The sequence below is a fragment of the Sulfurospirillum sp. E15m genome, assembly GCF_059415145.1.
The window spans coordinates 145,042-168,487 of record NZ_JCAHZS010000002.1 but is presented as its reverse complement, the minus strand read 5'-3'; the positions used below and the strand labels follow the sequence as shown (position 1 = coordinate 168,487).

Here is a 23,446-nt window from a genome sequence, read left to right as displayed (position 1 = left end):
ACCCCAATGACACTATTTTAAGAAAGTCTTGCTTTTAAAAGCTCATTGACTTTTGCAGGATTTGCTGCACCTTTGCTCTCTTTCATGGTTTGCCCAACAAAGAATCCAAAGAGTTTATCTTTACCCGCTTTATATTCAGCTACTTTGTCTGCATTGGCTGCGATAATCGCATCAATAATTGCTAAAATAGCGCTATCATCACTCACTTGTTTCAGACCCAATTTTTCAATGGCATCATCCACGCTTACGCCATTTTCCATCAAATAATCCAGCACTTCTTTTGCCGCTTTACCACTTATGGTTCCATCTTCGATTCTTTTAACAATGGCTGCTAATTTAATTGCATCCACAGGAGAGGTAAGCAGTGTCATGCCATTATTCAAACGCGCCAAAAGCTCAACCGTAAGCCATGTGACAGAGTTTTTAGCACTCGCACCCTCGTGGATCATTGTTTCGTAAAAACGTGCCATTTCAACGCTGGAAGTAATGACATTTGCATCATACTCCTTGATACCATACTCTTTTAAAAAGCGGTCACGTTTCTCATCGGGAAGCTCTGGAATTTGAATGCATTCAGCCAGCATAGCATCAGGAACCACAACAGGCAACAAGTCAGGGTCTGGAAAATAACGATATTCAGCGCTATCTTCTTTTCCTCGCATACTTCTGGTCTCATTTTTTTCAGTATCATAAAGCCTTGTTTCTTGAACAACTTCTTTCTCATACACACCATCTTCCCATGCTTCACGTTGGCGCTCAACCTCATAATCAATCGCCTTTTGGATAAATTTAAATGAGTTTAAGTTCTTGATTTCCGCTCTGGTATATAGTTTGGTGTCCCCTTTTGGGCGAATAGAGACGTTTGCATCACAACGGAAACTTCCTTCTTGCATATTGGCGTCGCTAATGTCTAGGTAACGTAAAATGGCGTGCAATTTTTTAAGATACAAAATTGCCTCTTCACTACTGCGCATATCCGGCTCACTGACGATTTCAAGCAAGGGCGTACCTGCCCTGTTTAAATCCACATGAGAAACATTGCCATGGTGAATATTTTTTCCTGCGTCTTCTTCAAGGTGTGCTCTTGTAACGCCAATACGTTTGGTTGAACCGTCTTCAAAATCAATAATAATCTCACCGGCTTCAACAATAGGTATCTCAAATTGACTAATTTGGTACCCTTTTGGAAGATCAGGATAAAAATAGTTTTTGCGGTTAAAAATAGATTTTTGATTAATGGTTGCGTGAATAGCTGTTCCTAAGGCAATGGCTTTTTTCACAGCCTCTTTATTTAATACAGGTAATGCACCGGGAAGCCCCAAACAAACTTCGCAAACATTGGTGTTAGGTTCTTCTCCAAAACTGGTAGGACAACTGCAAAAAATCTTCGTTTTTGTATTTAATTGAGCATGAACTTCAAGTCCAATAACAACTTCAAATTCCATTAAGTACCCTTTGGATTAATCTAAAAAAAAGCGAATTGAGGCAAATCCTTCTACTCCAACGGCTTCACAAGCGCGTATGTGTTCAGGAGTGACAATGCCACCAAGCGCGAAACATTTAATGTGGATTCTATCATTTATTTCTTTTAACTTCTCTAAACCAACGGGGTTTGCTTTGCCAGGCGAGTGAAAAATCGGGCTAAACGTGATGGCATCAGCACCTTGTTTTTCAGCTTCCAGTGCTTCTTCTAAAGAGTGTGTGCTGATGATAACCTCTAAGTTTAATGCCTTAGCAAGAGGTATATCATTGATTTGAGTCGAGGTCAAATGAATACCATCCACCTGTAATTTTGCCGCTAAGGCGATATGCGTGTGTAAAAAGAGTTTTGAATCTCCTAAGGCATCTTTAGCAGCGGCAATGTGTTGGGCTAATGCTTCATACGCATCGGTTGATTTATCCCGTAAACATATATAATCAACATGATGACGAGCCTTTACATGTAAAAGCGTTTGCAAAAGCGTGTCTGGGGAAGATGTGTAGTAAGAAGGGTCAGTGATAAGATACTGTTTTATCATCGTTTTGGTGTGTGAGTTGCTCAAGAAGCTTAGTCTGTTTTTGAGACTCTTGAAGCTTTGCGCTTTGTATAAAAGCCATCTCAAAAATCGTTACAAAAAACATTCCAGAAAGGAAGAAAAAAAGACCGATAATTGCTGAAATGATAAAGCCAAAAGGGAGGAAAAGAAGAAAAGTATAGCCACCACCCGCTATTGCAAGTGCCCAAGAAGCCCCTTGCAATAAACTGAGTAGTTTTTCAAAACGCATTTGCTTGTTATTAGTGTTCTTCACTAATAAGTACCGCACCTGCAAGATAAACGTATGTTAAAATCATGAAAATAAATGTTTGTAAAAACGCTGAAAATGTTAATAACGCATACGCAGGAAGTGGTGCAATCCATGGTGCTAGCATTAAAACAACCGCCAAGAAAAGGTCATCACCTTTGATGTTACCGAAAAGTCGGAATGTCAAAGAGACAATTCTTGAGAAGTGTGAAACAATTTCAATAGGAAACATTAAAGGAGCCAATACTTTCAATGGTCCCATAAAGTGTGCAAAATAGTGAACAACACCATTCACACGAATACCTTCAAAGTTATAATAAACAAACACCATTAATGCAAGTGCTAATGTCATATTGAGGTTACCCGTTGGTGATTCAAATCCTGGGATAATACCAATAACATTGGCAACAAAAACCATTAAACCAATTGTTGCGACAAGTGGTAAATATTTGCGTGCTAATTCTTCGCCGATAACATCTTTGCCCATAGAGATGACCGCTTCCAGATATGCTTCCATAACGTTTTGTACGCCACTTGGTACAAGTTGCATTTTTGACGTTGCTATTTTTGCAAGTCCAAAACTAATTACGGCTACCAAGACAACATGAGATACAAAGATGAAATCATGGGAGTGACTAATTAGTCCTAAAAAGGTAAACATTTCACCCATTACACTATTCCTTCATTTTTTAATTTTGCGTGATTTTACTAAAAAATCATTTAATAGTTCATTAAGGCTTCGCTTTTTTGCGCAGTTCGCTCACTTGTTGCCCACCTATTCCCCAATTATCCATATCGACTTCATCAATCGTTACAACCGTTGTCGCTGGATTTTTACCAAGAACACTGACTAAAAGATTCGTAACCCCTTCAATGAGTTGTGCTTTTTGCTCTTTGCTCGCACCTTCCTTGGTGATTTTGATATTGACATATGGCATATTATTGCTCCTTGTCTAAAAGTTGATTTGCTCTCATTAAGGCCATATCAATATGGTCTGTAATATTTTCTTTTCCTACTTTTTGATCAAAACCAAGGCGTCGCATCTTGAACTTAATGCGCTCATTAACACCTGAGAGTACAAGAATCGTTCCGTTGCTTTGGCATAAATCAAAAAATTCCTCTAAAGCATGAAGCCCTGTTGCATCAATCATAGGAACATGACGCATACGTAAAATGAATACTTTTGGCGCATCTTCAAGCTCGCCTAAAACATTCTTAAGACGATCTGCTACCCCAAAGAAAAAGGGTCCATTGATTTCATAGACTTCAACATTTTGCGGCACTATTTTCTTGCTAATAGCATGGTCATCATCGACTTCAATAGGTTCATCTTCTTCATCAAAGGGCATTACAATAGTATCTTTCGTATCGACAATACCCGTTACATCAATCATTCGTTTGATAAACAGCAATCCAGCAAGCATAATGCCTGTTTGAACACCCGTATTTAAATCAATCAAAACCGTGAGGAAAAATGTCATCAAAAGCACAACAGCATCATTTCGCTCAGAACGCAACGCAATAGCTTTAAAATGGTGAAGCTCACTCATATTCCATGCAACAACAACTAAAATAGCGGCTAAAGCAGCCAAAGGAATCAGACTAATAAGCTTGGAGAATAAAAACATAAAAACCAATAACATGAGGGAATGAATCATCCCTGAAATTGGACTATAAGCACCTGATTTAATATTGGTAGCGGTTCTAGCAATGGCTCCTGTCGCGGCAATTCCTCCAAAAAGTACGGAGGAAATGTTAGCAATACCTTGCGCCATCAACTCTTTATTAGAGTGGTGACGATCACCTGTCATACCATCGGCGACAACACACGAAAGCAATGATTCAATCGCTCCTAATATCGCTATAGTAATTGCATCAGGAAAAACAGCACGTACTTTTTCCAAAGAAAAAGCAGGAATGTGTGGTAATGGTAACGTAGAAGGTAAATCACCAAATTTTGAACCAATGGTTTCAACAGGCAAATGAAATGCCCAAACCGCGAATGAAGACAAAATAATGACAATCATAGGGGCAGGAACACGTGGAAAACGATGACGCAATCGAATCAGCAACACCATGCTAATCAGTCCAATTCCAAGTGCATAATAATTTACATGTAAAAACTCTTTTGAGTAGAGTATCCACTGTCCTGTAAATTCTGCGGGCATTTTGGAAATCGGTAGCCCAAAAAAATCTTTGACCTGTGATGAAAAGATAATCAACGCAATACCCGTGGTAAAGCCAACGGTGACAGGATACGGAATAAACTTAATAATATTACCCAGTTTAAAAACACCCATCAAAAAGAGCATAGCTCCAGCAAGGAATGTTGCTATAACCAATCCATCATAGCCATGTTTTAAAATAACCGCATAGAGTACCACAACAAAAGCCCCCGTAGGACCTCCAATCTGATACCTACTCCCACCAAATAGGGAGATAATAAACCCTGCTACTATAGCGGTAAAAAGTCCCTTTTCAGGACTAACACCACTAGCGATTGCAAATGCCATTGCAAGTGGTAAGGCGATAATCGCAACTGTGGAACCTGCTACGATGTCCGAAGACAATTTCGCAACAGAGTAACCTTCCTTAAGGACCGTAAAGCTCCGTGGGAGCCAATATTTCACATTCATTGTGAAGCCTTATGGTAAAATTTTCTCTTGTCCTAACCGATAGAGTGCAAAATCAAATTTGATGGGATCATGGGGATCTATACGTTTTAATGTCTCCGTCAGCTCTAAAACAGCTTTAAAATCGTAGGATTTACGCTGAATGAGTCCTAACTTTTTTCCAACGGAAAAAGTATGGGTATCTAAAGGCATTAAGAGATCTTTGGTCTCTACATCTTTCCACAATCCCAAATCAAGTGTATCATCTCGTACCATCCACCGAAGAAACATATGCCATCTCTTGTAGGGGGATGTTGGATTGTCGGATGGAATTGTACCCAATAAAAACTGATATCCACGTGAACGATACGGATTAACTTCGTACAAAGTTTGAATCAGTTCCTTTAATCCATCCATCACATTTTGATGAAGCTTGTATCCTTGTAAAAAAATATTCTCTAAAGATTTTTTATCTTCTCGTAATCGTTTGAGGGTAATAAAAAGTGCTTGAATATCAGCACTTTGTTGAAAACGATAGTAGTGTGAATGAAGAGTCTTTCTGATAGTATCTTCATCTTGATTTAACAAGGAAAAATCCAAGCTTTCTAAAAAACGTACAATAACTTGTGCATTTCCATAAGCAAACAAGGCACAAATAAGAGCAATGTATTCGTCTTTGTAAGGCGATGCTATCATTAAAGGATCGGGCTTATCTGCTGTTAGTTCAGTGCTAGTATTTCGTTTGGATGCTTCGTTTTTTAGAAGCTGTACTATGTCTTCAAACGTCATTTAAAATATCTTTTTCATTACTTTTACTTTGAAGATAATCTGAAATTTGTATCAAAGAGAATGTAATCAAAAAGATCATAAACCCGGGGAAAAAGCTCAGCCACCAAGCGATATCAATGACCTCTTTGCCTTCGCTTAAAATCACTCCCCAACTCATTTGCGGTGGCGTAATTCCTATCCCTAAAAAACTAAGTCCACTCTCCGCTAAAATAGCCCCACTGACACCAAATGTAAAACTAATAAAAAAAATAGGCGCTAACAAAGGGGCAAAATATTTAAAAATAATTTTTAATTTACTGACATTGGCAAGCTTCAAAATCTTAATAAAAGGGGCATTTGAGATAGCAAAACTTTCACTACGAATCAAACGTGCCATTCCCATCCATCCTGTAATGGAGATAATAAATACAAGCACCCAAAGCGATGCATTCATATAGCTAATAAGAGCCAAAAGCAAAAAGAATGTAGGAAACGTAAGAAAAAGGTCAATCAAAACAATGACTAATTTATCAATGCCTTTTTGAAAAAATCCAGCACTAATACCAATCATCAGACCTAAAAGACTCGCAATGAAGGCACTGCTCAAGCCAATCAATAGAGAAACTTGTCCACCAATCATCAAACGAGCCAATAAATCCCTTCCAAGGCGATCTGTTCCAAGATAATGGTGCAAATTGGGGCTCAAAAGAATTGAAGAAGGATCAAGGGTATAAGCAGAAGTAGAATAAAAAAAAGGCAGTATAAAACAGAAGCCAAAAATGAGCACTACCAGTGTAGTGCTCACATACGGAAATTTTTTCACTATGATTTAATTCCTAAGAGAGTATCGAGCATTTGGTCTATCGTTGTAATAACTTTAGCATTAGCACTGTATGAACTTTGGTATTGAATTAAGTTAGTTAGTTCTTCATCCGTATTCACACCGCTTATAGATTGAAATTGCGTTAAAATGGTCGTATGTAAAGCACTATTTGTATCGAAACTGTTTGAAGCTGCCGAAGCATCAGTGGCAATGCTTGTTGTAAGATAACTATAATAGCCTTGAAAGCTCTCTTGGACGGTTGAGCCACTTTTATTATAAAAATTCAAAGTATCGTACTGCAGTTGTAGCATGCTATTGGCCACACTGTTATTGCCGGTGATAGGAGCAGAATAGCCATTCATTGAAGAAGGATCTTTTTTGTACTTTGTGGCAACATCAATATTAGAAGCGTCTGTTCCAGTTAAAAATTGATTGACACCGATAACACCAGGAAAATTTGTCCCGTGATCTTCTATGGCAATTGTATAGCCTGTATTATTTGTCGTAGGAGAGAGTGAAAAGGTTCCATTATCCATAAAAGTGGCTGTAAAATAATCATCGACATCATTTAAAGCATTATTATCGCCGTTATCATCTGTGCTGGTATTTAATTGTGTAACAATACTATCTGTAAACGTATCGTCTGTCATACTCGTAGCCGTACCAATAGTAATCGTTTTACGTGCTATTTCTTTACCATCATTGTCATAAATAATAACATCAAACGAACCGTTCTCAACGTTATTGTATGCATTTTGTAATGCTGTATCGCCTTTGAGGTCCAATGTAGGACTTTGCATATTTGATTGTGCACTTTGCGCATAAATATTATTGGTTTCTGTAATTAAAGTTTGTGCAAAACTATCAAGATTGTCCACATACCCCTGAAGTGTTCCATCTTGGGGATAGCCATCATTCACATCAGGATCAACGACACGACCTCTTAAATCAAGAATAGCACCTACTTTACCGCCAGAGAGCTGTTCTGTAAGATTGTAACGTGTGCCATCTTGAGATTCTGAATAAATTGAATAATAGCTGCTTTGGTTTGAACTATTGTCAATGACAAGAGGATGAAAGGTTGAGCCATCAACAAAAGAAGCACCTGAAATATTCAAATAATAGTCCGTTCCGCCATCAGTCATATTGGCATCAACCATACCATCACTGCTAATAGTACCTTTGGAAACAGAAATACCAACCAATCCTGAGAGCGTTAATTCCAAATTATCTCGTTGATCGCGTAAATCATTGGCATAATTACCCGGTTGGGACTCAATCGTGTTAATTTGTTTATTTAAATCAGCTAATTGCTGACCAATACTATTAATTTCATCTACCGATGTTTTAAGCTGTGCATTCAAGGAATCTTGAAGGGACCGTAATGAGTCACGTGTTGATTTAATATCTTTGGTTAAAGTAAGAGCAGATTGGACTAAGGCAATCTTTTGAGAACCCTCTGAGGCATTGGAGGCGAGGTCATTCCACGATGAAAAATAGTCATCAATATCTTGTGAAATACCCGATTCACTTAAATCTGGAAAATATTGTGCCACTTCTTGAAGCGTCTGCTTAGCATAACTATCATAGGCTAAATTGGTATTGGAAGTGCGTAATTTCGAATAAACAAATTCATCATGAATACGAACAACAGACTTGACAGTAACGCCTGAGCCGATACTAATCCCTTGAGAATTAAGGGCATCGCTGGCAGTAAACTGTACTCTTTGTCTGGTGAAATAATCATTGTCAGCATTCGCAATATTTTGACTGGTCGTAGCAACCGCAACTTGTGCGGCATTCAGTCCAGAAGTACCTGTGTTTAGTGTGCTAAAGAGACTCATGGCTATGCCCTTATTTTTAGAAACGATGCAGGTTTTTGCGTCGTCATTTTATAACCTTCCATATCTCTAGGGAAAATGCTATCAAGCAAGACGTTATAAAATTGACTAATGCTTACAACATATTTTGCATATTGTTTATTGCATACTTTAAGTTCTGAAAGCTTTTGTTTCATCAAGGCTAAAAGTTCTTTTTGGTCTGCATCTAAAAGTTCATCTAATGATTTTTTGCCACTCTCTTTTAGCATTTTCATCAACTCATTGTCTAAAAGAGATTTTTTTGTTTCAAAGGAATGAATTAAATCGTTTTTAATTTTAGCTCTTTCGAAAACCTCGGTATGTTTTGCGACTTTGATATCCGCTATATCTTTATGCGTTTGTTCAATGAGATTCTCGATATCGTTAATAGCATGATGCAAATAGTGTGTTAACATTGTTTATCCTTTACGTTACATGTAAAAGGATTAGAGCAACTCTTCCGCGACTGCATTAGCAGTTTTTGATAGATCGACTTTATAGGTTCCATTTTCGATCTGTGCTTTGAGCGCGGAGACTTTGTCTACCCCTTCGCTTTTCTCAGTTTTTGTAACACCTTTAGCGTTATCGTCTTTTGGTGCACTTGGTTGTATATACGCCGCATTCGACGTTTGAATTGTTGAAATCATTTTAAAACCTTTTGTGATTGGATTCTCTAACAACCATATCGTCTAAAATGATAAAACTTTAACGGTTTTCTTTTAAATAATTAAATAACATCTCGCTAAAGCCTAAATGACCGCTCAATGCATTACTCATGGTGTCGTTATACATGGATTTATAAATTTTATCGCCTGCATCCTTTGGGTATAAGCTATTTTGTTCATCACTGTTTAAAGCAATATCTAAAATCTGTTTGAGAAAAAAAGCTTCAAATTTATCTGTCTGTTCTTTTAAAAGTGCATCATTTTTACTTGTATCCATTTTTGAAACAGAAGCATTGTTATAATTAGCATTTAAAAGCGCTACGCTTGTGTCTGTTGTTTGCATTAGATCACCACCAATTGGGCTGTAATCGCACCTGAACGTTTGATGTTTTCTAAGATTGAGATAATGTCTTTCGGTTTAGCGCCAAGCTTTGTAAGCGCACGAGCGATATTAGCAACCGTCATACTGTCTTCTTTCATCTTGATACGGTTTTCATTAGGAGCGATAGTGACATTACCACCGATATCAATATTTTGATCGTTTGCGACATTATCATTGGGTTCTATTTTAATCGTAATATCGCCATGTGTGACCACAACAGGGTCCACGTGAATATTAACCCCTGAAACAATCGTTCCTGTTCGTTCGTCAATGACAATTTTGTCTTCTCGTTCATACTGCACATTTGTATTGAGTGTTCTGGCTAAAAATTCAACCGTTGTTAGATTGCTAGGTCTCATAAGGCGAATTGTTCGTGAGTCGGTTGCAATAGCAATTTTTGAGCCAAACGCATGGTTGAGTTCGTTTTGAACCGAAACTGCTGTATTAAAGTTAGCTTCTTTTAAAGAGAGATTGACAAATTCTTGATCGTGTAGGTCATATTCAATTTCACGTTCAACAATGCCACCACCAAAAATGTTGGCTGCGGCGGAGTGATTGATTTGTCCTTTTTCTTTACCGTTCATACCACCAATTGTCAAAGAACCTTGTGCTAAAGAATAAATTTTACCATCAACACCTTTGAGCGGCGTTAATAAAAGATTGCCACCTTGTAAAGACTTTGCATCACCAATGGAAGCAACAGAAACATCTAATTTATCACCTTGTCTGGCAAATGCAGGTAATTTTGCAGTGACAATGACAGCTGCAACGTTTTTGGATTTAATAGAGGCAGCATCAATTTTTACATTTACTGTTTGAAGAAGATTGGAAAGTGAGCGAAGGGTAAATTCAGAAGATGATCCATCACCCGTACCATTAAGACCAACGACGAGACCATAGCCAATGAGTTGGTTATCTCGTACACCAATAACGTTTGCAATATCCCCTAAACGCTGAGCATAAAGCGCACTGAGTGTCGTAAGCAATACGAAGGATAATTTTACAATTTTCATCAATTCCCTTTATTGTTTGGCTTTGTTGCCAAGATAAAAGCAATTAATGTTCCAATGTTATTTATGAGCTAAATGCTGTAAGATTTCTTCCATCATATCGATTTGAATACGTTGAATTTCAAACAACTCTTCTTGCTGATGTAAGATAAGATGATCGATTTTTTCATGGAGCATTCGGATTTCAACTTCAGACTTAAGATTAATCATGTAATCATTTTGAGCACGGATGCGGTCTTTTTCCTCTTGCCTATTTTGGCTCATCATAATAATAGGCGCTTGCATCGCGGCAATACACGAAAGAATTAAATTGAGTAAAATAAACGGATAAGGGTCAAAACTTTGGTTTTTAAACCACCAAACATTCATGCCAATCCATAGCAATAAAAAAGCGGAAAAAAGAATAATAAATGTCCAACTTCCCCCAAAAGTAGCTACTTTATCGGCAATTTTTTGACCAAAACTAACTTCTGCATTATCGCTAATATCAATTTTATCGGTTAATGTCGTGTTATTTTGAAAAGAATCTACAACTTTTTTTTCAAGTTCGGTGAGGTCACCTAATTCTTTAGAGAGAAAATCTGAAATATACTCTTCACGAAAAATATTGTACTCGCTCATCGCTAAAAGGCTATCTGCTGAAAAGGAAGGGTTTGTATTTTGTATATAATGTAGCAGAGGTGTACGAATAGCCTTTGCAGATATTCGCTCACTTAAAGGAAAGGGTTTATGCGAAATATCACTGATAAACGTTTTATTTTTCATGGCAGATAGTAACTTAAAGAGCTTTTACCGAATTTTTTCTGTTTTGTTCGTGTATAGATGCCTATTTGTTCTGGAAGTTGTAGCGTACTCATATGCTCAATGGCAATCATTTCAACATGAGACTCTGGCAAAGAAGCGATTAAAGTAAGGACTTTCGTGTAAATATCTTCCATCCCTTCTCGAATAGAAAACGGCGGATCAAAATAAAAATAGGTTTTACATGTAAAAGATGAAAATAGCGTTGGTAATACAGTAAAACTATCACCGTTATACGTCGTGGTTGCTTTTTCATCAATGGCTTTGCAATTGCGTTTTAAAACAGCAAATGCATTTTTATCTTTTTCAATAAAATAGGCATGTTTGGCTCCCCTACTCAAGGCTTCTAGCCCCATAGAACCACTGCCGCCAAACACTTCCACAAAATCTTTATCCATAATGTCATATTGTAACGTATCAAACAAAGAACCTTTCAATATGGCTTTCGTGCTTCGCGTGCTTTCCAGTGACGGTAATTCTAATTTTTTGCCTTTATATTTGCCAGCACTAATCGTTGTAAAAAGCATGTTAATTCCCATAATACCCTCGTATAGTTTGAATAAGGTCTGCTCTAAACTTTTCGGTTAAGGCAGTGATTTTTTCCTCTAAACCATGCGTGTTTTTTGTCTGTGGTAGCATATCATCGACACTGCTGTGCATCATAAGAAGATGCTGATAAAATTTATCAAGTTCAATAAAAAGAGAAGATTTTGAGAAAGGAATCACAAGATTGCCTTCGGCGGAAGAGACATAAAAAATGGGCTTATCGAGCTCAATTTTTTTATCGCTAATCACAAAATCACATTGTTTATACGGCACAATCATATCGCCTAAAAATCTTTTTAAAGCACGACTTAACAATAATGACTGACAAACAATTGCTATTTTCATTGAAACCCTTTAGAGATAATAATTGTGAAATATAACACACTAAATCTTAAAGTGTTAAACAAAAAAAAAGATGTGTCGATTTGGTTTACAGAAAATAATAAGAATGTTAAGGAGGGCTATTATGGACGTATTTAGTGCAACCAGCAAGCAGTTGGAAACTGCGACTGCACCCAAAGCAGTGACCCAAGTTCAGCAAAGACAAGTTGAACAATCCAATGACACGACAAAAGCAACGAAAGAGAATCAGCAAAGCGCATCACCCGAAACACTGAAAAAAACAGTTAAAGATTTAAATGAACAAATGGACTTATTAGATACCAATGTAACATTTGGTTATAATGATAAAATTAGCTTAATGTATGTCAATGTCATGGAAAAAAGTACAGGCAAAAGCATACGTAAAATTCCCACAGAAGAAGCAATGGACCTTTCAGCCAAAATGAAAGAAATTGTAGGAATGATTTTCGACAAAAAAGGATAAGCGATGGCATCTTCAACATCGAGTTTAAGCTCACTTGGACTTGGTAGTAGTGGTGTTTTAAGTTATGACGTTATTGATCAACTCCGTTCTGCTGACGAAGCAGCTCAACTTGATCCTATTGATACAAAACTAACCACCAATTCAACAATGCAAACAGATTTGAGTAAGATTACTTCATTGACATCAACGCTTAAATCTTCAGTGAGTTCATTGGCAGATGAAACCAATTACCTTCAACGCTCTACCTCTGTATCCAATACAGATGTCAGTGTCACAGCAGATGCAGGTACGAATTTACAAGATTTTACACTTCATGTCGATACCCTTGCAAAACAAGATATTTATCAAAGTACCGGCTTTGTATCACAAACCAGTACCTTTACAACCAATTCAGATACACTTAAAATCAATATTGGTGGAAAAGATTATGAATTTAGTGTTTCAGCATCGACAACACTTACTGATTTAAAAGATATGATTAATGATAAACTTGATGGAAAAGTAACAGCATCTATTTTAAATACCGGCGGAACAAATCCCTATCGACTCATCCTGAAATCAGACGATACGGGCGCGGATAATGCAATGACCATAACATCAGGAACAGCCTCTACTTTAACCAGTTTAGGACTCGATAGCGCAGACAATCATCTTCAAACAGCTACAGATGCAAGTTTTACCTACAATGGTATTAGTATCACACGCTCATCTAATATCATTGATGACCTTCAAAATGGTGTCACTATTACACTGAATCAAGCACAAGAAGCCGGCACAAATACAACTGTTTCCATTACACAAGATTGGACGGATGTTAAAGATCAATTGACGAGCCTTGTTTCATCTTATAACGACTTGATGACCAACTTAACTTCTGCAACAAAATACGATAGTGCCACAAATACCTCAGGTGTTTTTCAAGGAGTAAGCCAATTAAATCAACTCAGTACGGATATTCGCAAACAAATTCTTTCCGTAGATAGCCAAGGACGCAGTCTGGTTGATTTTGGTATCTCACTCAATGATTCTGGAACATTGGAATTTGATGAAAGTGCTTTTAACACACTTACAAAAACAGATTCAAAAGGTATTCAAGATTACTTTGTAGGAACGACAAATTATTCTACAACGACGGTCACAGGAAGTAATAGCATACCAGCAGGTGCATTGAATTTTACCTATGGTGATTTAACTATTAATGATATAGGCATTCGCTTTACAACTGACGCAAGCGCAACGGCAGAAGAGAACGTCTTAGCTCTTCAAAAAGCGATTAATGCTGCTAATATTTCGGGTGTTACAGCAACCGTTGGTAAAGACAACAATATCATTCTCCAAAGTGCAACAGGTGACGACATTACTGTTGAAGGCACAAGTTCAGCACTCTCTTCTCTCGGATTAAAAGCAAACACGACTTACGGTAAAAGTACGACAACAGAGGGCGTGTTTACAAAATTCAATAGTATATTAAAAGAGTATACCGATTCGAGTACAGGTATTTTGACACTTTATGCAGATTCTTTGACAACCGAAAAAGATTCTTTGACAACAAGAAGAGCTTCTTTGGTGGACCAACTCGATACAAAATATACAGCAATGGCAAAAAAATTCGCGGCGTACGATAGTATTATCAACAGTCTAACAACCAGCTTCCAATCTGTCTCATACATGATTGATGCTGCATCAAACAGTAGTAGTAACTAATAATTTATTCGATTTAAGGAACCCGTTATGTATTCAAATTTAGCATATGCAACTTATTCACAGAACAATGTCTCCATCGAATCATCTGAAAAGTTGATCAAGATGCTATACGAAGGTATTTTACGTTTTGCTTCTCAAGCGAAAAAAGCCATTGACGATGGTAATATCGAAAAACGTACTTATTGGATTAATCGTACATCTGCTATTTTTGCAGAGTTGATTCATTCACTCAATTACGATGGCGGTCAAATTGCCTTTTATTTAAGAGGTCTCTATACCCACCAACTCAGGTTGCTTACAGAAGCCAATATGAACAACGACACAAGCAAACTTGATGAAGTTATCAATGTTGCAAAAGAGCTTTTACAAGCATGGAAAGACGAGACAGATTATGTCGTGGATTAATGATTTCACCGTTGCTATTGTTGAAGAAAACCCTATGCGAATAGGTGAACTTATCGAAGAAATGCCTCAGTTTACAGATATTAACGAAGCTCGCTCGGCTCAAGCATTGATTCAAGAAGCGTTAGTCCTCTTACATGTTGAGCGAGAAAAAGTTTTTAACGCAATGCAAAAACTAAAAAAAACACGCGCTTTCATCACAACAACATCTTCTGAAACACACCAAAGAGAATACAGAGGGTAAGCCAAAAGCTACTCACCCTCTTACTATTTATTCAGCAAAACACTTTTGAAGCAATGTTTCACTTTCAGGTCTACTCATCAAAGAGACGATAATCGCTGTGAATGCAGACAACGGTAATGCAACAATCATAGCATCCACAAAAATAATTTTTCCACTTAATATCGAATTTGCGCCAAAAATAATTTTACATAAGCCTAGCTCTTTAGCTTCTTGAAAGTGGACAAATAAAAGCCAAAATGTAGAAGCTATGGTTCCGACTATCATTGAGGCTATGGCTCCTTTTTTAGTCATTCGCTTCCAGAAAAGTCCTCCAAAATACGTCGGTAAAAAGATACTGGCACACAACGCGAAAAAGATAGCCGTACTGCGCGCGATAATAGCGGGTTGTTTATCAAAGATATAGGCTAAAACCACTGAGACAATAATCATAAAAACAACGCCTATACGCGTAATAAGCATTGAGTTTTGATTGTGCTTGCCAATGAGTTGTTCAAATACATCACGACCTATTGCCGTTCCCATCGTATGAAATTGACTGGATAGTGTACTCATAGCCGCTGAAATCAAAGCAAATAAGAAGATAAACGCAAACCATTTTGGCATCGCAGCATTGATAAAATGTGGAATCACCTTTCCCACACCACCCGTACTTTGAAGCGCATTTTTACCTTCATTAAATTCATAATACCACACATTGGTGACCGACCCTACCAGATAGATAATACCTGTCATAGCAATGATAAAAATTCCACCAATTAAAACCGCGCGGTTAAGCTCATTTTTACTTTTTACCGTCATAAATCGTACCACCAATTGAGGTTGGGCCAAAACACCAATGCCCACACCCATCGCAATCGTTGTAATAATAAATAGCCATCCTTCGGATAAAAATGTAGGCATTTTATTCCACCCTTGAAAGCCCCAATTCATCGAAAGTTTCATTAAAAAATCAGGACTGCCTGCGGTTAAATCTTTAAGATTCACCTGAGCCAAAGGTGCGACGGTTTTATCCCAAACGGTATCGAGTTTAGAAAGCCCTTCGTTGATGCCGCCCACAGCATTAAATACCATGACCAAAAGAAAAATCATTGCAACAAACATGATAACACCTTGAAGTGCATCGGTCAGCATGACACCTTTAAGCCCGCCGGCTAAAACATACCCTGTGATAATAATAGAAAAGACAAGCAATGCCATATGGTAATCGGTATGAAAATAAGCAACTAAAAACTGTGTCCCGCCGATAAGTACGGCTGAAGCATATAACGGCATAAAAAAAGCAATAAGCACACCACCAAAAACCTGTATAAACTTAGAATTAAAACGTCGTCCTAATAATTCAGGAAAGGTATGTGCATTAAGCCTGATGCCCATTTTGCGGGTTGGATTGCCTAAAAAAACAAAAGCAATAAACACCCCAACAAAGATGTTACAAAAGGTAAGCCAAAGAAGAGAATTACCAAGCCATGCGGCAACACCGCCAAAACCAACGATTGCCGCGGTGGATATAAAGGTAGCACCATAACTGAGTGCCATAACAAAAGGATGCGTATTGCCACCTGCAATCAGATAATCAGTCGAATTTTTTGTCTGCTTATAGCCCACAAATCCTAGGTATCCAAGCAGTGCAAGATAAAGAATAATAATGACATTTTCAATGATACCCATCACAGTTCCTTATTAATTTTTGCTTCATCTTTTTCCCAAGATTTGGTGTTAAGCACCTTTTCCTCTTTGTCTTTATTCCAATGGGTTATCCCATAAATAACGCACAAAAGAGCACTCGCATTCATTAACCAAAAAGCAGACCCTACTCCAAAATCAAATGCACCCATGCCAAACCTTCCTTAGTAAAAGTTCCTAAAAGTAATATAAATCGCTTTAACCAATCTTTAGTCTCCTCTTATAATTATCATAAATATTACTCTAAGTTTCAAAATTCCCCATTTTACATGTAACAAATGTGTCTCATTTCCTTAGATAAGTATTTTATAAAGTAAGTTTCAATACCCTTTAAAACATTACACACTTTGCAACGGAGCACCGTAACGATGAAACAGATTTTGATGGGAAATGACGCTATCGCACTTGCACTTATTCATGCAGGGGTTGATATGGTTTCAGGTTATCCAGGAACACCTTCAAGTGAAATTCTTGGAAATTTTCAAAAATTTAGAGATAAATTTAAATTGGATGCCTACGCACAGTGGGGAACCAATGAAAAAGTAGGATTTGAAGTTGCTTACGCAGGTGCTATTTCGGGTAAACGCACCTGTGCGACCATGAAACAAGTCGGACTCAATGTTGCGAGTGACGCACTGATGAGTGCTTCATACATTGGTCTTAAAGGCGCAATGTTACTCATTTCATGCGATGATCCTGGGTTTTATTCTTCACAAACAGAACAAGACAGTAGAAGCTTTGCGAAGTTTGCTCGTATACCAGTACTTGATCCTAGTACACCGCAAGAAGCATACGATATGGCAAAGCTTGGTCTTGAACTTTCCCATCAATTTGAATCCATTGTCATGCTTCGCCCAGTCATGCGTGTCAGTCATGCAAGAGAAATTTGTGAAGTCGATGATGCGCCGACCATTGCACCGCTCCCAGGCAACTTTGAACGTAACATTCCACGTTGGGCCGCTGTACCTCCAGCGGGTCGTTTTGCGCAAGGATTAGAACAATTAGACCGCCTAGAAGCCATCAAAGTTTGGAACTGGGAACATTTGATTAAGCCTAAAGTTGCACACCTTAAAGGTGAATCTATTTTGTGTCTTACCAGTGGAACAGGAGATGGCTATGTCAAAGAAGCGGTTTTAGAACTAAATATCAAAGCAGATATTCTTAAACTCGATATGCCGTATCCTCTACCAAAAGAAAAACTAGAAGAACTTTTTGTTCAGTACGAAAAAGTGATTGTTTTTGAAGAGAGTTACCCGTGTATTGAAGAGCAATTAAGCTCTCCAAAGTTATGTGGTAAACTCACAAAACATGTCCATCAAATCGATGAATTCTCAAAAGACAAAGTACTCAATACTTTTGTGAAAGTCGGTCTTATTGAACCAAATCATCTTTATAAAAATGATAAATACGATAAAGAGCTTCCCAAACGACCACCCAATCTTTGTCCAGGTTGTCCACACCGCGATGTTTATTATGCTATCACCAAGGTTTTTAAAAAGAAAAAATCAATCTACACCTCTGACATTGGCTGTTATACCTTAGGACTTAACCAGGGCGCTATTGATACCGTTTTATGTATGGGCGCTAGTGTCTCAATGGCGAGTGGTTTTAGTATTTCTGACCCTGACAAAACCGTTATTGCCACTATTGGCGATAGCACGTTTGCGCATTCAGGCGTTGCACCGCTCATTAATGCCGTCTATCAAAATCACAAATTTATTCTCATCATTATGGATAACTCCGTGACCGCGATGACAGGTCGCCAAACCACGCCAGAACGTAGTAATCCTGCGCAAATTGACATCAAGCGTATCGTGGAAGGATGTGGCGTAAGCTGTCATGAGTACGTGTATGAAGCCAATTTAAATAAAACCATGGATTTTATGAAAGAGCTTCAAGCCGCCTATAAAGATGCCCATGCACCCGTCGTCGCAGTCGTTCGAGAATATTGTGTTTTAGATAAAGACAGAGCCTATCTTGGCGTTACGCATCAAAGCGTTGAAGTCGATGAAGATAAATGTGTTGCCTGTGATTCGTGCATCACCAATTATAAATGCCCACCAATGCACTATAACGAAGCGGGTAAAATGGAAATTGATGCCTTTTTATGTGCTGAGTGTAGCTCGTGTTTAGAAGTTGTTTGTCCAACCGACGCATTTGTGAAAAAAGAGGAGAAGTAAGATGAAATACCAAATTGTCATAGCGGGCATCGGCGGACAAGGTGCTGTTTTTTTGGTCAAAGTTTTAAGCATCGCTTCTGCTATCAAAGGTGAAAAATGCTTAGGAACAGAAAATCACGGTATGAGCCAACGTGGCGGTTCCGTTTCGTGTTATGTTAAAATCGGTGATTTTTACGCACCCGCCATTGATGAGGGACAAGCAGATTTGTTGATTGCGCTTGAAGGCAATGAAGCCCTACGCAATATTCAGTATTTACAAAAGCACAAAGGTGTTATTGTCGTAAACGCACCTAAAAATTTTGCAAAAGTTGCCTACGAGACACATGCCTTAGATGCCTTTTCAAAAGCAAAGAAAAAAGAGTTTCCGATTGACGCGCTTAATGTCTATATGCTAGGCGCAACCCTTGCACTCGCTCCTAACTTCCCTTTTACATGTAAAGAAATCGAAGAAGCCATCACACAGATGAACGCCAAAGTCGCAGAAAAAAATATCGCTGTTTTACATCAAGGTATGAATGACGCGAAGGCGCAACAATGATTTGGTCACAAGAAGAGACGCTTCCACGTCATAAACTTACCGAACTTCAAACGCAAAGACTCAAAGACACTGTTGCACGTGTGTATGCCAATGTGCCGTTTTACCAACGTAAATTTACCGAGCTTGGCATCACGCCAGAAGACATTTCGTCTATCGAAGACATTTCAAAATTACCGTTTACGAAAAAACAAGACTTAAGAGACAACTACCCTTTTGGACTGTTTGCAGTGAAAAAAGATGCAGTGGTTCGCATTCATAGTTCCAGTGGCACCACAGGAAAACCAACCGTTGTGGGCTATACCAAAGCTGACCTTGACACATGGAATGAAGTCATGGCGCGTGTTTTTACGATGGCAGGCGTCACCAGCGAAGATACCGCGCATAACGCCTATGGTTACGGACTTTTCACAGGCGGTCTTGGGCTTCATTACGGCGCTGAAACCGTCGGTGCTACGGTTGTTCCAAGTTCAGGTGGATTTACCTCACGCCAACTGATGCTCATGAAAGACTTTGAAGCAACCGTTTTGACCTCTACGCCCTCCTTCGCACTGCATATGGCAGAAGCGGCAATCGCTGAGGGTTACAACATTAAAAACGATTTCAAACTGAAATGCGGTATTTTTGGCGCAGAACCGACCAGCCTTGGGCTCAAAGAAGAAGTCGCTAAAGTATGGGGCATTCATTACTGCGAGATTTATGGACTTTCTGAGATTATTGGACCGGGCGTGTCATCTAACTGTTTTGAGAGCAAAGATTTGCATGTCTTTGAAGACCATTTTTACCCAGAAATTATCGACCCAAAAACACTTGAAGTTTTGCCATTGGGCGAAAAAGGCGAACTGGTCATCACAAGCCTTACCAAACAAGCGTTTCCAATTATTCGCTACCGAACAGGGGACATCACTTCGCTGGATAGAACACCGTGCAAATGTGGACGAACCCATGTGCGCATGAAAAGTGTCATGGGTCGCGTGGACGATATGCTCATTGTCAATGGGGTCAATGTCTTCCCATCGCAAGTCGAACATGTGCTTTCTAACATCGAAGGCATTACGCTGAACTACCAAATCATCGCTGATAAAAAAGGCTACCTCGACAAACTAGAAATCATGGTCGAAGTCACTGAAGATATGCCGCTGGATAGCATCGGCTCTTTAGAAGCTTTGAAGAAAAAAATCCAACACGAACTGCTCAACAACCTCTACATCAACGCGGAGATTAAACTCGTTGAGCCAAGAACCATTGAACGAAGCGTCGGTAAAGCCGTGCGCGTCATCGACAAAAGGAGTCTGTAATGAAATGTAACATCAAACAACTTTCTGTTTTTTTAGAAAATAAAGCGGGAGAACTCTCCGAATTTACGGGGATTCTTTCAAAAAATGGCATTTCGATTAAATCCATTTTACTCGCCGATTCAACCGATTTTGGTCTCATTCGCACCATCGTGGACAATCCTGAAAAAGCTAAAACCGTGCTTGAAGATGAAGGCTTTAGCGTGCGTTTTACCGATGTGTTTGGTGTAAAGATTGAAGATGTCGTGGGCAGTTTTGACAAAGCCGTGAGTGCGCTTTCAAAGGCTGGCATTAACATTCTCTACACGTACAGTTTCTATGAAGCCAGTACGGGTATTTTTATTTTTAGTGTCGATAAAGACCGATTTGACGATGCCATTACCGCACTTCAAGCTCAAAATATTGAGATTGTTCAAGCCAAACATTTTTACATGTAAAAGTGAGACAGTGCAATGACCTTTAGTAAAAACGAAAGTTTGTGTAAAGATGAACTTCAGGCGTGGCAATTAAAGCACCTTAAAGAGACACTCCTTCGTGTCTATCATTTGGTGCCATTCTACAAGAAAAAATTTGACGAACATGGCGTTTTACCACAAGACATTAAAACGCTTGAGGACATCGCCAAACTTCCATTCACCAAAAAACACGACTTAAGAGACAACTACCCCTTTGGCATGTTCTCTGTCGATATGGACCAAATCGTGCGCATTCATAGCAGTAGCGGTACGACGGGAAAACCCACCGTTGTGGGCTACACCGAGCACGATATGGACATCTGGGCAGAAGTGATGGGAAGAGCCTTTACGATGGGCGGCGTGACCTGCCAAGACATCATGCAAAACTCGCACGGTTACGGACTTTTCACGGGCGGACTTGGCTTTCATAACGCCGCTGAACGCATGAAAATCGCCGTCATTCCAAGTTCCACAGGCTTTACCTCTCGCCAACTGTTGCTTTTAAAAGACTTTGGCGCAACCGTCTTGACTGCCACACCCTCTTTCGCGCTTCATATGGCAGAAGTCGCACAAGCGGAAGGCTACGACATCCAAAAAGACTTTAAACTCAGAGTGGGATTTTTCGGAGCAGAGCCTACGAGTGAAGGGCTTAAAAACGAGATCGCGCATATTTGGGGCATTGATTACCATGAGATTTACGGACTCTCCGAGATCATCGGACCGGGCGTGGCATGTAACTGCAAACACTCAAACCTACTGCACATTCATGAAGACCATTTCTACCCTGAGATCATCGACCCAAAAACGGGTGAAGTTTTGCCAGAAGGTACACGCGGTGAGCTGGTCATCACGACGCTCACCAAACAAGGCTTGCCGATCATTCGCTACCGAACGGGTGACATTACCTCTCTCACACGCATTCCATGCCGTTGTGGCAGAACCATCGGTAGAATCGAGAGCATTGTCGGCAGAAGCGACGATATGCTTCTTATCAACGGCGTAAACGTCTTCCCATCGCAAATCGAACACGTACTTTCCAAACAAGAGGGCATCACGCTCAACTACCAAATTATCGCCGACAAAAAAGGCTACCTCGATAAACTCGAAATCGACGTAGAACTCGACGAGCACTTAATAAGCGATGATGTCAGCTACCTCGGAAACCTCAAAAAAGAGCTCCAACACTCTCTTTTAAACAACCTCTACATCAACGTCGAAGTCAAACTCGTCGCACCCAAATCTTTGCAACGAAGCGAGGGAAAAGCGACACGCGTTTTAGATAAACGACCCAAATAGTTTTTACATGTAAAGTCTTCCCGCTTTACATGTAAAACTTTTTTAGCTCTCCAACAGATTGACAATAAGATTGATGATGGTCTCTTTTTGTTTTGGGTCGCTCTTGGCGGTCATCAAAGAAAGTGCCACAAGCGCATTGTCATTTATCTTAAGCTCGCCACTTTTTTTATATAGCATATTGTTTTTCGATAAAAAGAGAATAAACATAAACGCACCAATACGTTTGTTGCCGTCGTTAAACGGATGCCCTTTGATGATGTAATAGAGCAGATTTGCCGCTTTTTCTTCCACACTAGGGAGTAAATCCACACCGCCAAACGTCTGATAGATGTTACGAACCATGCCACCAAACTCTCCTGCTTTTTCATGCCCAAAAAGTTCCGTCGCTTCACCTTTTTTGATAAGCTCTTGTTTCAACTGAGCGATGGCATCTTTTGCTTCATCAACATCTAAAATAAACTTGGCTTCTTGGGATGCTATATTGACATGTAAAGAGTCTTCATCATAGCCTTGCAAAAGCGTCCACGTACGCGAATAATTTAAAATAACATCCAACAAGCCTTTAGCTTCGCTGAGTTCGAGTTCGCTTTTAGAGATAGTGTCTTGCAAAAGAGCAATGGTGTCATTGAGTGACTGAAGCCCCTTTTGCTCTAGTCTCTTTTGATTGAGCGCATAGCCGTTAATAAGATACTCTTTTAAGATTTTGGTCGCCCAAATTCTAAAACTGGTCGCTCTTTTAGAGTTTACTCGGTAGCCCAAAGAGATAATCATATCTAGGTTGTAAAATTCAACTTGATAAATTTTCCCATCGCTTGCAGTTGTTGCATTTTTTGCAACAACTGAATTTCTATCAAGTTCATCTTCTTTCAAAATGTTTTTTATATGCCTTGAAATCACTGATTTATCTCTGTCAAAAAGTATTTCTAGTTGTTTTTGGCTTAACCACACACTCTCATGTTCTAGCGATACATCAAGTTTGACTTCCCCGTTTGTATCTTCGTAAATGATGATTTGATTGTTTGGCTCGGTTGTCATTTTATACCTTTGATGTTAGTGTATTATTAATCATCTAAATT

Annotated in this window: 28 protein-coding genes; 9 read left to right on the top strand and 19 right to left on the bottom strand. The window is 38.9% G+C overall.

Features of this window, described 5'->3' with window-relative positions:
* Positions 1-17: 17 nt before the first annotated feature.
* The 16 genes from gatB to AC5SLP_RS04910 form a co-directional block, all read right to left on the bottom strand.
* Entirely contained in the window at positions 18-1,445 is a 1,428-nt protein-coding gene (gatB, locus tag AC5SLP_RS04985) for an Asp-tRNA(Asn)/Glu-tRNA(Gln) amidotransferase subunit GatB (protein ID WP_495254045.1), read from the bottom strand.
* Positions 1,446-1,460: 15 nt separating this feature from the next.
* Entirely contained in the window at positions 1,461-2,042 is a 582-nt protein-coding gene (locus AC5SLP_RS04980; protein ID WP_495254044.1) for a thiamine phosphate synthase, read from the bottom strand.
* Entirely contained in the window at positions 1,993-2,289 is a 297-nt protein-coding gene (locus tag AC5SLP_RS04975) for a hypothetical protein (protein WP_495254043.1), read from the bottom strand. Before AC5SLP_RS04975 ends, AC5SLP_RS04980 begins: the two co-directional genes overlap by 50 nt.
* Positions 2,276-2,953, bottom strand: coding sequence for a F0F1 ATP synthase subunit A (locus AC5SLP_RS04970; RefSeq protein ID WP_495254042.1), 678 nt, complete (start codon positions 2,951-2,953; stop codon positions 2,276-2,278). The genes AC5SLP_RS04975 and AC5SLP_RS04970 overlap by 14 nt, the downstream gene beginning before the upstream one ends.
* 61 nt (positions 2,954-3,014) lie before the next feature.
* Complete coding sequence (locus AC5SLP_RS04965; RefSeq protein WP_495254041.1) at positions 3,015-3,221, bottom strand: tautomerase family protein; 207 nt, start codon at positions 3,219-3,221, stop codon at positions 3,015-3,017.
* A 1-nt stretch (position 3,222) separates the two neighbouring features.
* Entirely contained in the window at positions 3,223-4,920 is a 1,698-nt protein-coding gene (locus AC5SLP_RS04960) for a SulP family inorganic anion transporter (protein WP_495254040.1), read from the bottom strand.
* A gap of 9 nt (positions 4,921-4,929) precedes the next feature.
* Positions 4,930-5,685, bottom strand: coding sequence for a TIGR02757 family protein (locus AC5SLP_RS04955; protein ID WP_495254039.1), 756 nt, complete (start codon positions 5,683-5,685; stop codon positions 4,930-4,932).
* Entirely contained in the window at positions 5,675-6,487 is an 813-nt protein-coding gene (locus AC5SLP_RS04950; protein ID WP_495254038.1) for an ABC transporter permease, read from the bottom strand. Before AC5SLP_RS04950 ends, AC5SLP_RS04955 begins: the two co-directional genes overlap by 11 nt.
* Positions 6,487-8,331, bottom strand: a complete 1,845-nt coding sequence (gene flgK / locus AC5SLP_RS04945) for a flagellar hook-associated protein FlgK (RefSeq protein ID WP_495254037.1) — start codon at positions 8,329-8,331, stop codon at positions 6,487-6,489. The genes AC5SLP_RS04950 and flgK overlap by 1 nt, the downstream gene beginning before the upstream one ends.
* Before the next feature lie 2 nt (positions 8,332-8,333).
* Positions 8,334-8,762: a hypothetical protein gene (locus tag AC5SLP_RS04940; RefSeq protein ID WP_495254036.1), complete on the bottom strand. Its 429-nt coding sequence runs from the start codon at positions 8,760-8,762 to the stop codon at positions 8,334-8,336.
* A gap of 30 nt (positions 8,763-8,792) precedes the next feature.
* Complete coding sequence (locus AC5SLP_RS04935; protein WP_495254035.1) at positions 8,793-8,993, bottom strand: flagellar biosynthesis anti-sigma factor FlgM; 201 nt, start codon at positions 8,991-8,993, stop codon at positions 8,793-8,795.
* Between the two features lie 58 nt (positions 8,994-9,051).
* Entirely contained in the window at positions 9,052-9,354 is a 303-nt protein-coding gene (locus AC5SLP_RS04930; RefSeq protein ID WP_495254034.1) for a rod-binding protein, read from the bottom strand.
* Complete coding sequence (locus tag AC5SLP_RS04925) at positions 9,354-10,406, bottom strand: flagellar basal body P-ring protein FlgI (RefSeq protein ID WP_495254033.1); 1,053 nt, start codon at positions 10,404-10,406, stop codon at positions 9,354-9,356. The genes AC5SLP_RS04930 and AC5SLP_RS04925 overlap by 1 nt, the downstream gene beginning before the upstream one ends.
* Positions 10,407-10,463: 57 nt before the next feature.
* Positions 10,464-11,168, bottom strand: coding sequence for a DUF1003 domain-containing protein (locus AC5SLP_RS04920; RefSeq protein ID WP_495254032.1), 705 nt, complete (start codon positions 11,166-11,168; stop codon positions 10,464-10,466).
* Complete coding sequence (gene rsmD, locus AC5SLP_RS04915) at positions 11,165-11,731, bottom strand: 16S rRNA (guanine(966)-N(2))-methyltransferase RsmD (RefSeq protein ID WP_495254031.1); 567 nt, start codon at positions 11,729-11,731, stop codon at positions 11,165-11,167. The genes AC5SLP_RS04920 and rsmD overlap by 4 nt, the downstream gene beginning before the upstream one ends.
* Position 11,732: 1 nt before the next feature.
* Complete coding sequence (locus tag AC5SLP_RS04910; protein WP_495254030.1) at positions 11,733-12,095, bottom strand: hypothetical protein; 363 nt, start codon at positions 12,093-12,095, stop codon at positions 11,733-11,735.
* 121 nt (positions 12,096-12,216) lie between these two features.
* Here AC5SLP_RS04910 and flaG point away from each other — a divergent pair, with 121 nt between their 5' ends.
* From flaG to AC5SLP_RS04890, 4 genes are read left to right on the top strand one after another with little or no spacing between them, the layout of a single operon-like run.
* Positions 12,217-12,576: a flagella length regulator FlaG gene (gene flaG, locus AC5SLP_RS04905; RefSeq protein WP_495254029.1), complete on the top strand. Its 360-nt coding sequence runs from the start codon at positions 12,217-12,219 to the stop codon at positions 12,574-12,576.
* A gap of 3 nt (positions 12,577-12,579) precedes the next feature.
* Positions 12,580-14,280: a flagellar filament capping protein FliD gene (gene fliD / locus AC5SLP_RS04900; protein WP_495254028.1), complete on the top strand. Its 1,701-nt coding sequence runs from the start codon at positions 12,580-12,582 to the stop codon at positions 14,278-14,280.
* A 27-nt stretch (positions 14,281-14,307) separates the two neighbouring features.
* The gene (fliS, locus tag AC5SLP_RS04895; protein WP_495254027.1) at positions 14,308-14,685 is read left to right on the top strand and encodes a flagellar export chaperone FliS; all 378 of its coding nucleotides are present in this window, start codon (positions 14,308-14,310) and stop codon (positions 14,683-14,685) included.
* Complete coding sequence (locus tag AC5SLP_RS04890) at positions 14,672-14,926, top strand: hypothetical protein (RefSeq protein WP_495254026.1); 255 nt, start codon at positions 14,672-14,674, stop codon at positions 14,924-14,926. Before fliS ends, AC5SLP_RS04890 begins: the two co-directional genes overlap by 14 nt.
* 27 nt (positions 14,927-14,953) lie before the next feature.
* Here AC5SLP_RS04890 and AC5SLP_RS04885 read toward each other — a convergent pair whose 3' ends face one another.
* Both AC5SLP_RS04885 and AC5SLP_RS04880 read right to left on the bottom strand, forming a co-directional pair.
* Positions 14,954-16,594 (bottom strand): sodium:solute symporter family protein, encoded by a 1,641-nt coding sequence (locus tag AC5SLP_RS04885; RefSeq protein ID WP_495254025.1) that lies wholly within the window; start codon positions 16,592-16,594, stop codon positions 14,954-14,956.
* A complete protein-coding gene (locus AC5SLP_RS04880) occupies positions 16,594-16,761 on the bottom strand; it encodes a symporter small accessory protein (RefSeq protein ID WP_495254024.1) in 168 nt (55 codons plus the stop codon). The genes AC5SLP_RS04885 and AC5SLP_RS04880 overlap by 1 nt, the downstream gene beginning before the upstream one ends.
* A 216-nt stretch (positions 16,762-16,977) precedes the next feature.
* On the opposite strand from AC5SLP_RS04880, the gene AC5SLP_RS04875 reads away from it, so the two are divergent.
* The 5 genes from AC5SLP_RS04875 to AC5SLP_RS04855 are packed head-to-tail and all read left to right on the top strand — an operon-like array spanning position 16,978 to position 22,370.
* Entirely contained in the window at positions 16,978-18,789 is a 1,812-nt protein-coding gene (locus AC5SLP_RS04875; protein WP_495254023.1) for a thiamine pyrophosphate-dependent enzyme, read from the top strand.
* Position 18,790: 1 nt separating this feature from the next.
* Entirely contained in the window at positions 18,791-19,327 is a 537-nt protein-coding gene (locus AC5SLP_RS04870) for a 2-oxoacid:acceptor oxidoreductase family protein (RefSeq protein WP_495254022.1), read from the top strand.
* On the top strand, positions 19,324-20,622 hold the full coding sequence (locus AC5SLP_RS04865) for a phenylacetate--CoA ligase family protein (RefSeq protein WP_495254021.1): 1,299 nt from the start codon (positions 19,324-19,326) through the stop codon (positions 20,620-20,622). Before AC5SLP_RS04870 ends, AC5SLP_RS04865 begins: the two co-directional genes overlap by 4 nt.
* On the top strand, positions 20,622-21,056 hold the full coding sequence (locus tag AC5SLP_RS04860) for an ACT domain-containing protein (RefSeq protein ID WP_495254020.1): 435 nt from the start codon (positions 20,622-20,624) through the stop codon (positions 21,054-21,056). Before AC5SLP_RS04865 ends, AC5SLP_RS04860 begins: the two co-directional genes overlap by 1 nt.
* A gap of 15 nt (positions 21,057-21,071) precedes the next feature.
* A complete protein-coding gene (locus AC5SLP_RS04855) occupies positions 21,072-22,370 on the top strand; it encodes a phenylacetate--CoA ligase family protein (protein WP_495254019.1) in 1,299 nt (432 codons plus the stop codon).
* Between the two features lie 42 nt (positions 22,371-22,412).
* Here the strand turns inward: AC5SLP_RS04855 and AC5SLP_RS04850 are convergent, their stop codons facing one another.
* Entirely contained in the window at positions 22,413-23,405 is a 993-nt protein-coding gene (locus AC5SLP_RS04850; RefSeq protein ID WP_495254018.1) for a virulence RhuM family protein/type II toxin-antitoxin system death-on-curing family toxin, read from the bottom strand.
* Between the last annotated feature and the right edge of the window lie 41 nt (positions 23,406-23,446).

Excerpts from the sequence above, each read along its gene's own strand:
- AC5SLP_RS04920 (WP_495254032.1), bottom strand. The coding sequence starts at position 11,168 with ATGAAAAATAAAACGTTTATCAGTGATATTTCGCATAAACCCTTTCCT.
- AC5SLP_RS04875 (WP_495254023.1), top strand. The coding sequence starts at position 16,978 with ATGAAACAGATTTTGATGGGAAATGACGCTATCGCACTTGCACTTATT.
- AC5SLP_RS04870 (WP_495254022.1), top strand. The coding sequence starts at position 18,791 with ATGAAATACCAAATTGTCATAGCGGGCATCGGCGGACAAGGTGCTGTT.
- AC5SLP_RS04935 (WP_495254035.1), bottom strand. The coding sequence starts at position 8,993 with ATGATTTCAACAATTCAAACGTCGAATGCGGCGTATATACAACCAAGT.
- AC5SLP_RS04960 (WP_495254040.1), bottom strand. The coding sequence starts at position 4,920 with ATGAATGTGAAATATTGGCTCCCACGGAGCTTTACGGTCCTTAAGGAA.
- rsmD (WP_495254031.1), bottom strand. The coding sequence starts at position 11,731 with ATGCTTTTTACAACGATTAGTGCTGGCAAATATAAAGGCAAAAAATTA.
- AC5SLP_RS04890 (WP_495254026.1), top strand. The coding sequence starts at position 14,672 with ATGTCGTGGATTAATGATTTCACCGTTGCTATTGTTGAAGAAAACCCT.
- AC5SLP_RS04910 (WP_495254030.1), bottom strand. The coding sequence starts at position 12,095 with ATGAAAATAGCAATTGTTTGTCAGTCATTATTGTTAAGTCGTGCTTTA.
- AC5SLP_RS04865 (WP_495254021.1), top strand. The coding sequence starts at position 19,324 with ATGATTTGGTCACAAGAAGAGACGCTTCCACGTCATAAACTTACCGAA.
- AC5SLP_RS04955 (WP_495254039.1), bottom strand. The coding sequence starts at position 5,685 with ATGACGTTTGAAGACATAGTACAGCTTCTAAAAAACGAAGCATCCAAA.
- AC5SLP_RS04850 (WP_495254018.1), bottom strand. The coding sequence starts at position 23,405 with ATGACAACCGAGCCAAACAATCAAATCATCATTTACGAAGATACAAAC.
- AC5SLP_RS04925 (WP_495254033.1), bottom strand. The coding sequence starts at position 10,406 with ATGAAAATTGTAAAATTATCCTTCGTATTGCTTACGACACTCAGTGCG.
- AC5SLP_RS04860 (WP_495254020.1), top strand. The coding sequence starts at position 20,622 with ATGAAATGTAACATCAAACAACTTTCTGTTTTTTTAGAAAATAAAGCG.
- AC5SLP_RS04970 (WP_495254042.1), bottom strand. The coding sequence starts at position 2,953 with ATGGGTGAAATGTTTACCTTTTTAGGACTAATTAGTCACTCCCATGAT.
- fliD (WP_495254028.1), top strand. The coding sequence starts at position 12,580 with ATGGCATCTTCAACATCGAGTTTAAGCTCACTTGGACTTGGTAGTAGT.
- AC5SLP_RS04930 (WP_495254034.1), bottom strand. The coding sequence starts at position 9,354 with ATGCAAACAACAGACACAAGCGTAGCGCTTTTAAATGCTAATTATAAC.
- AC5SLP_RS04885 (WP_495254025.1), bottom strand. The coding sequence starts at position 16,594 with ATGGGTATCATTGAAAATGTCATTATTATTCTTTATCTTGCACTGCTT.
- flaG (WP_495254029.1), top strand. The coding sequence starts at position 12,217 with ATGGACGTATTTAGTGCAACCAGCAAGCAGTTGGAAACTGCGACTGCA.
- AC5SLP_RS04940 (WP_495254036.1), bottom strand. The coding sequence starts at position 8,762 with ATGTTAACACACTATTTGCATCATGCTATTAACGATATCGAGAATCTC.
- gatB (WP_495254045.1), bottom strand. The coding sequence starts at position 1,445 with ATGGAATTTGAAGTTGTTATTGGACTTGAAGTTCATGCTCAATTAAAT.
- AC5SLP_RS04855 (WP_495254019.1), top strand. The coding sequence starts at position 21,072 with ATGACCTTTAGTAAAAACGAAAGTTTGTGTAAAGATGAACTTCAGGCG.
- flgK (WP_495254037.1), bottom strand. The coding sequence starts at position 8,331 with ATGAGTCTCTTTAGCACACTAAACACAGGTACTTCTGGACTGAATGCC.
- AC5SLP_RS04965 (WP_495254041.1), bottom strand. The coding sequence starts at position 3,221 with ATGCCATATGTCAATATCAAAATCACCAAGGAAGGTGCGAGCAAAGAG.
- fliS (WP_495254027.1), top strand. The coding sequence starts at position 14,308 with ATGTATTCAAATTTAGCATATGCAACTTATTCACAGAACAATGTCTCC.
- AC5SLP_RS04880 (WP_495254024.1), bottom strand. The coding sequence starts at position 16,761 with ATGGGTGCATTTGATTTTGGAGTAGGGTCTGCTTTTTGGTTAATGAAT.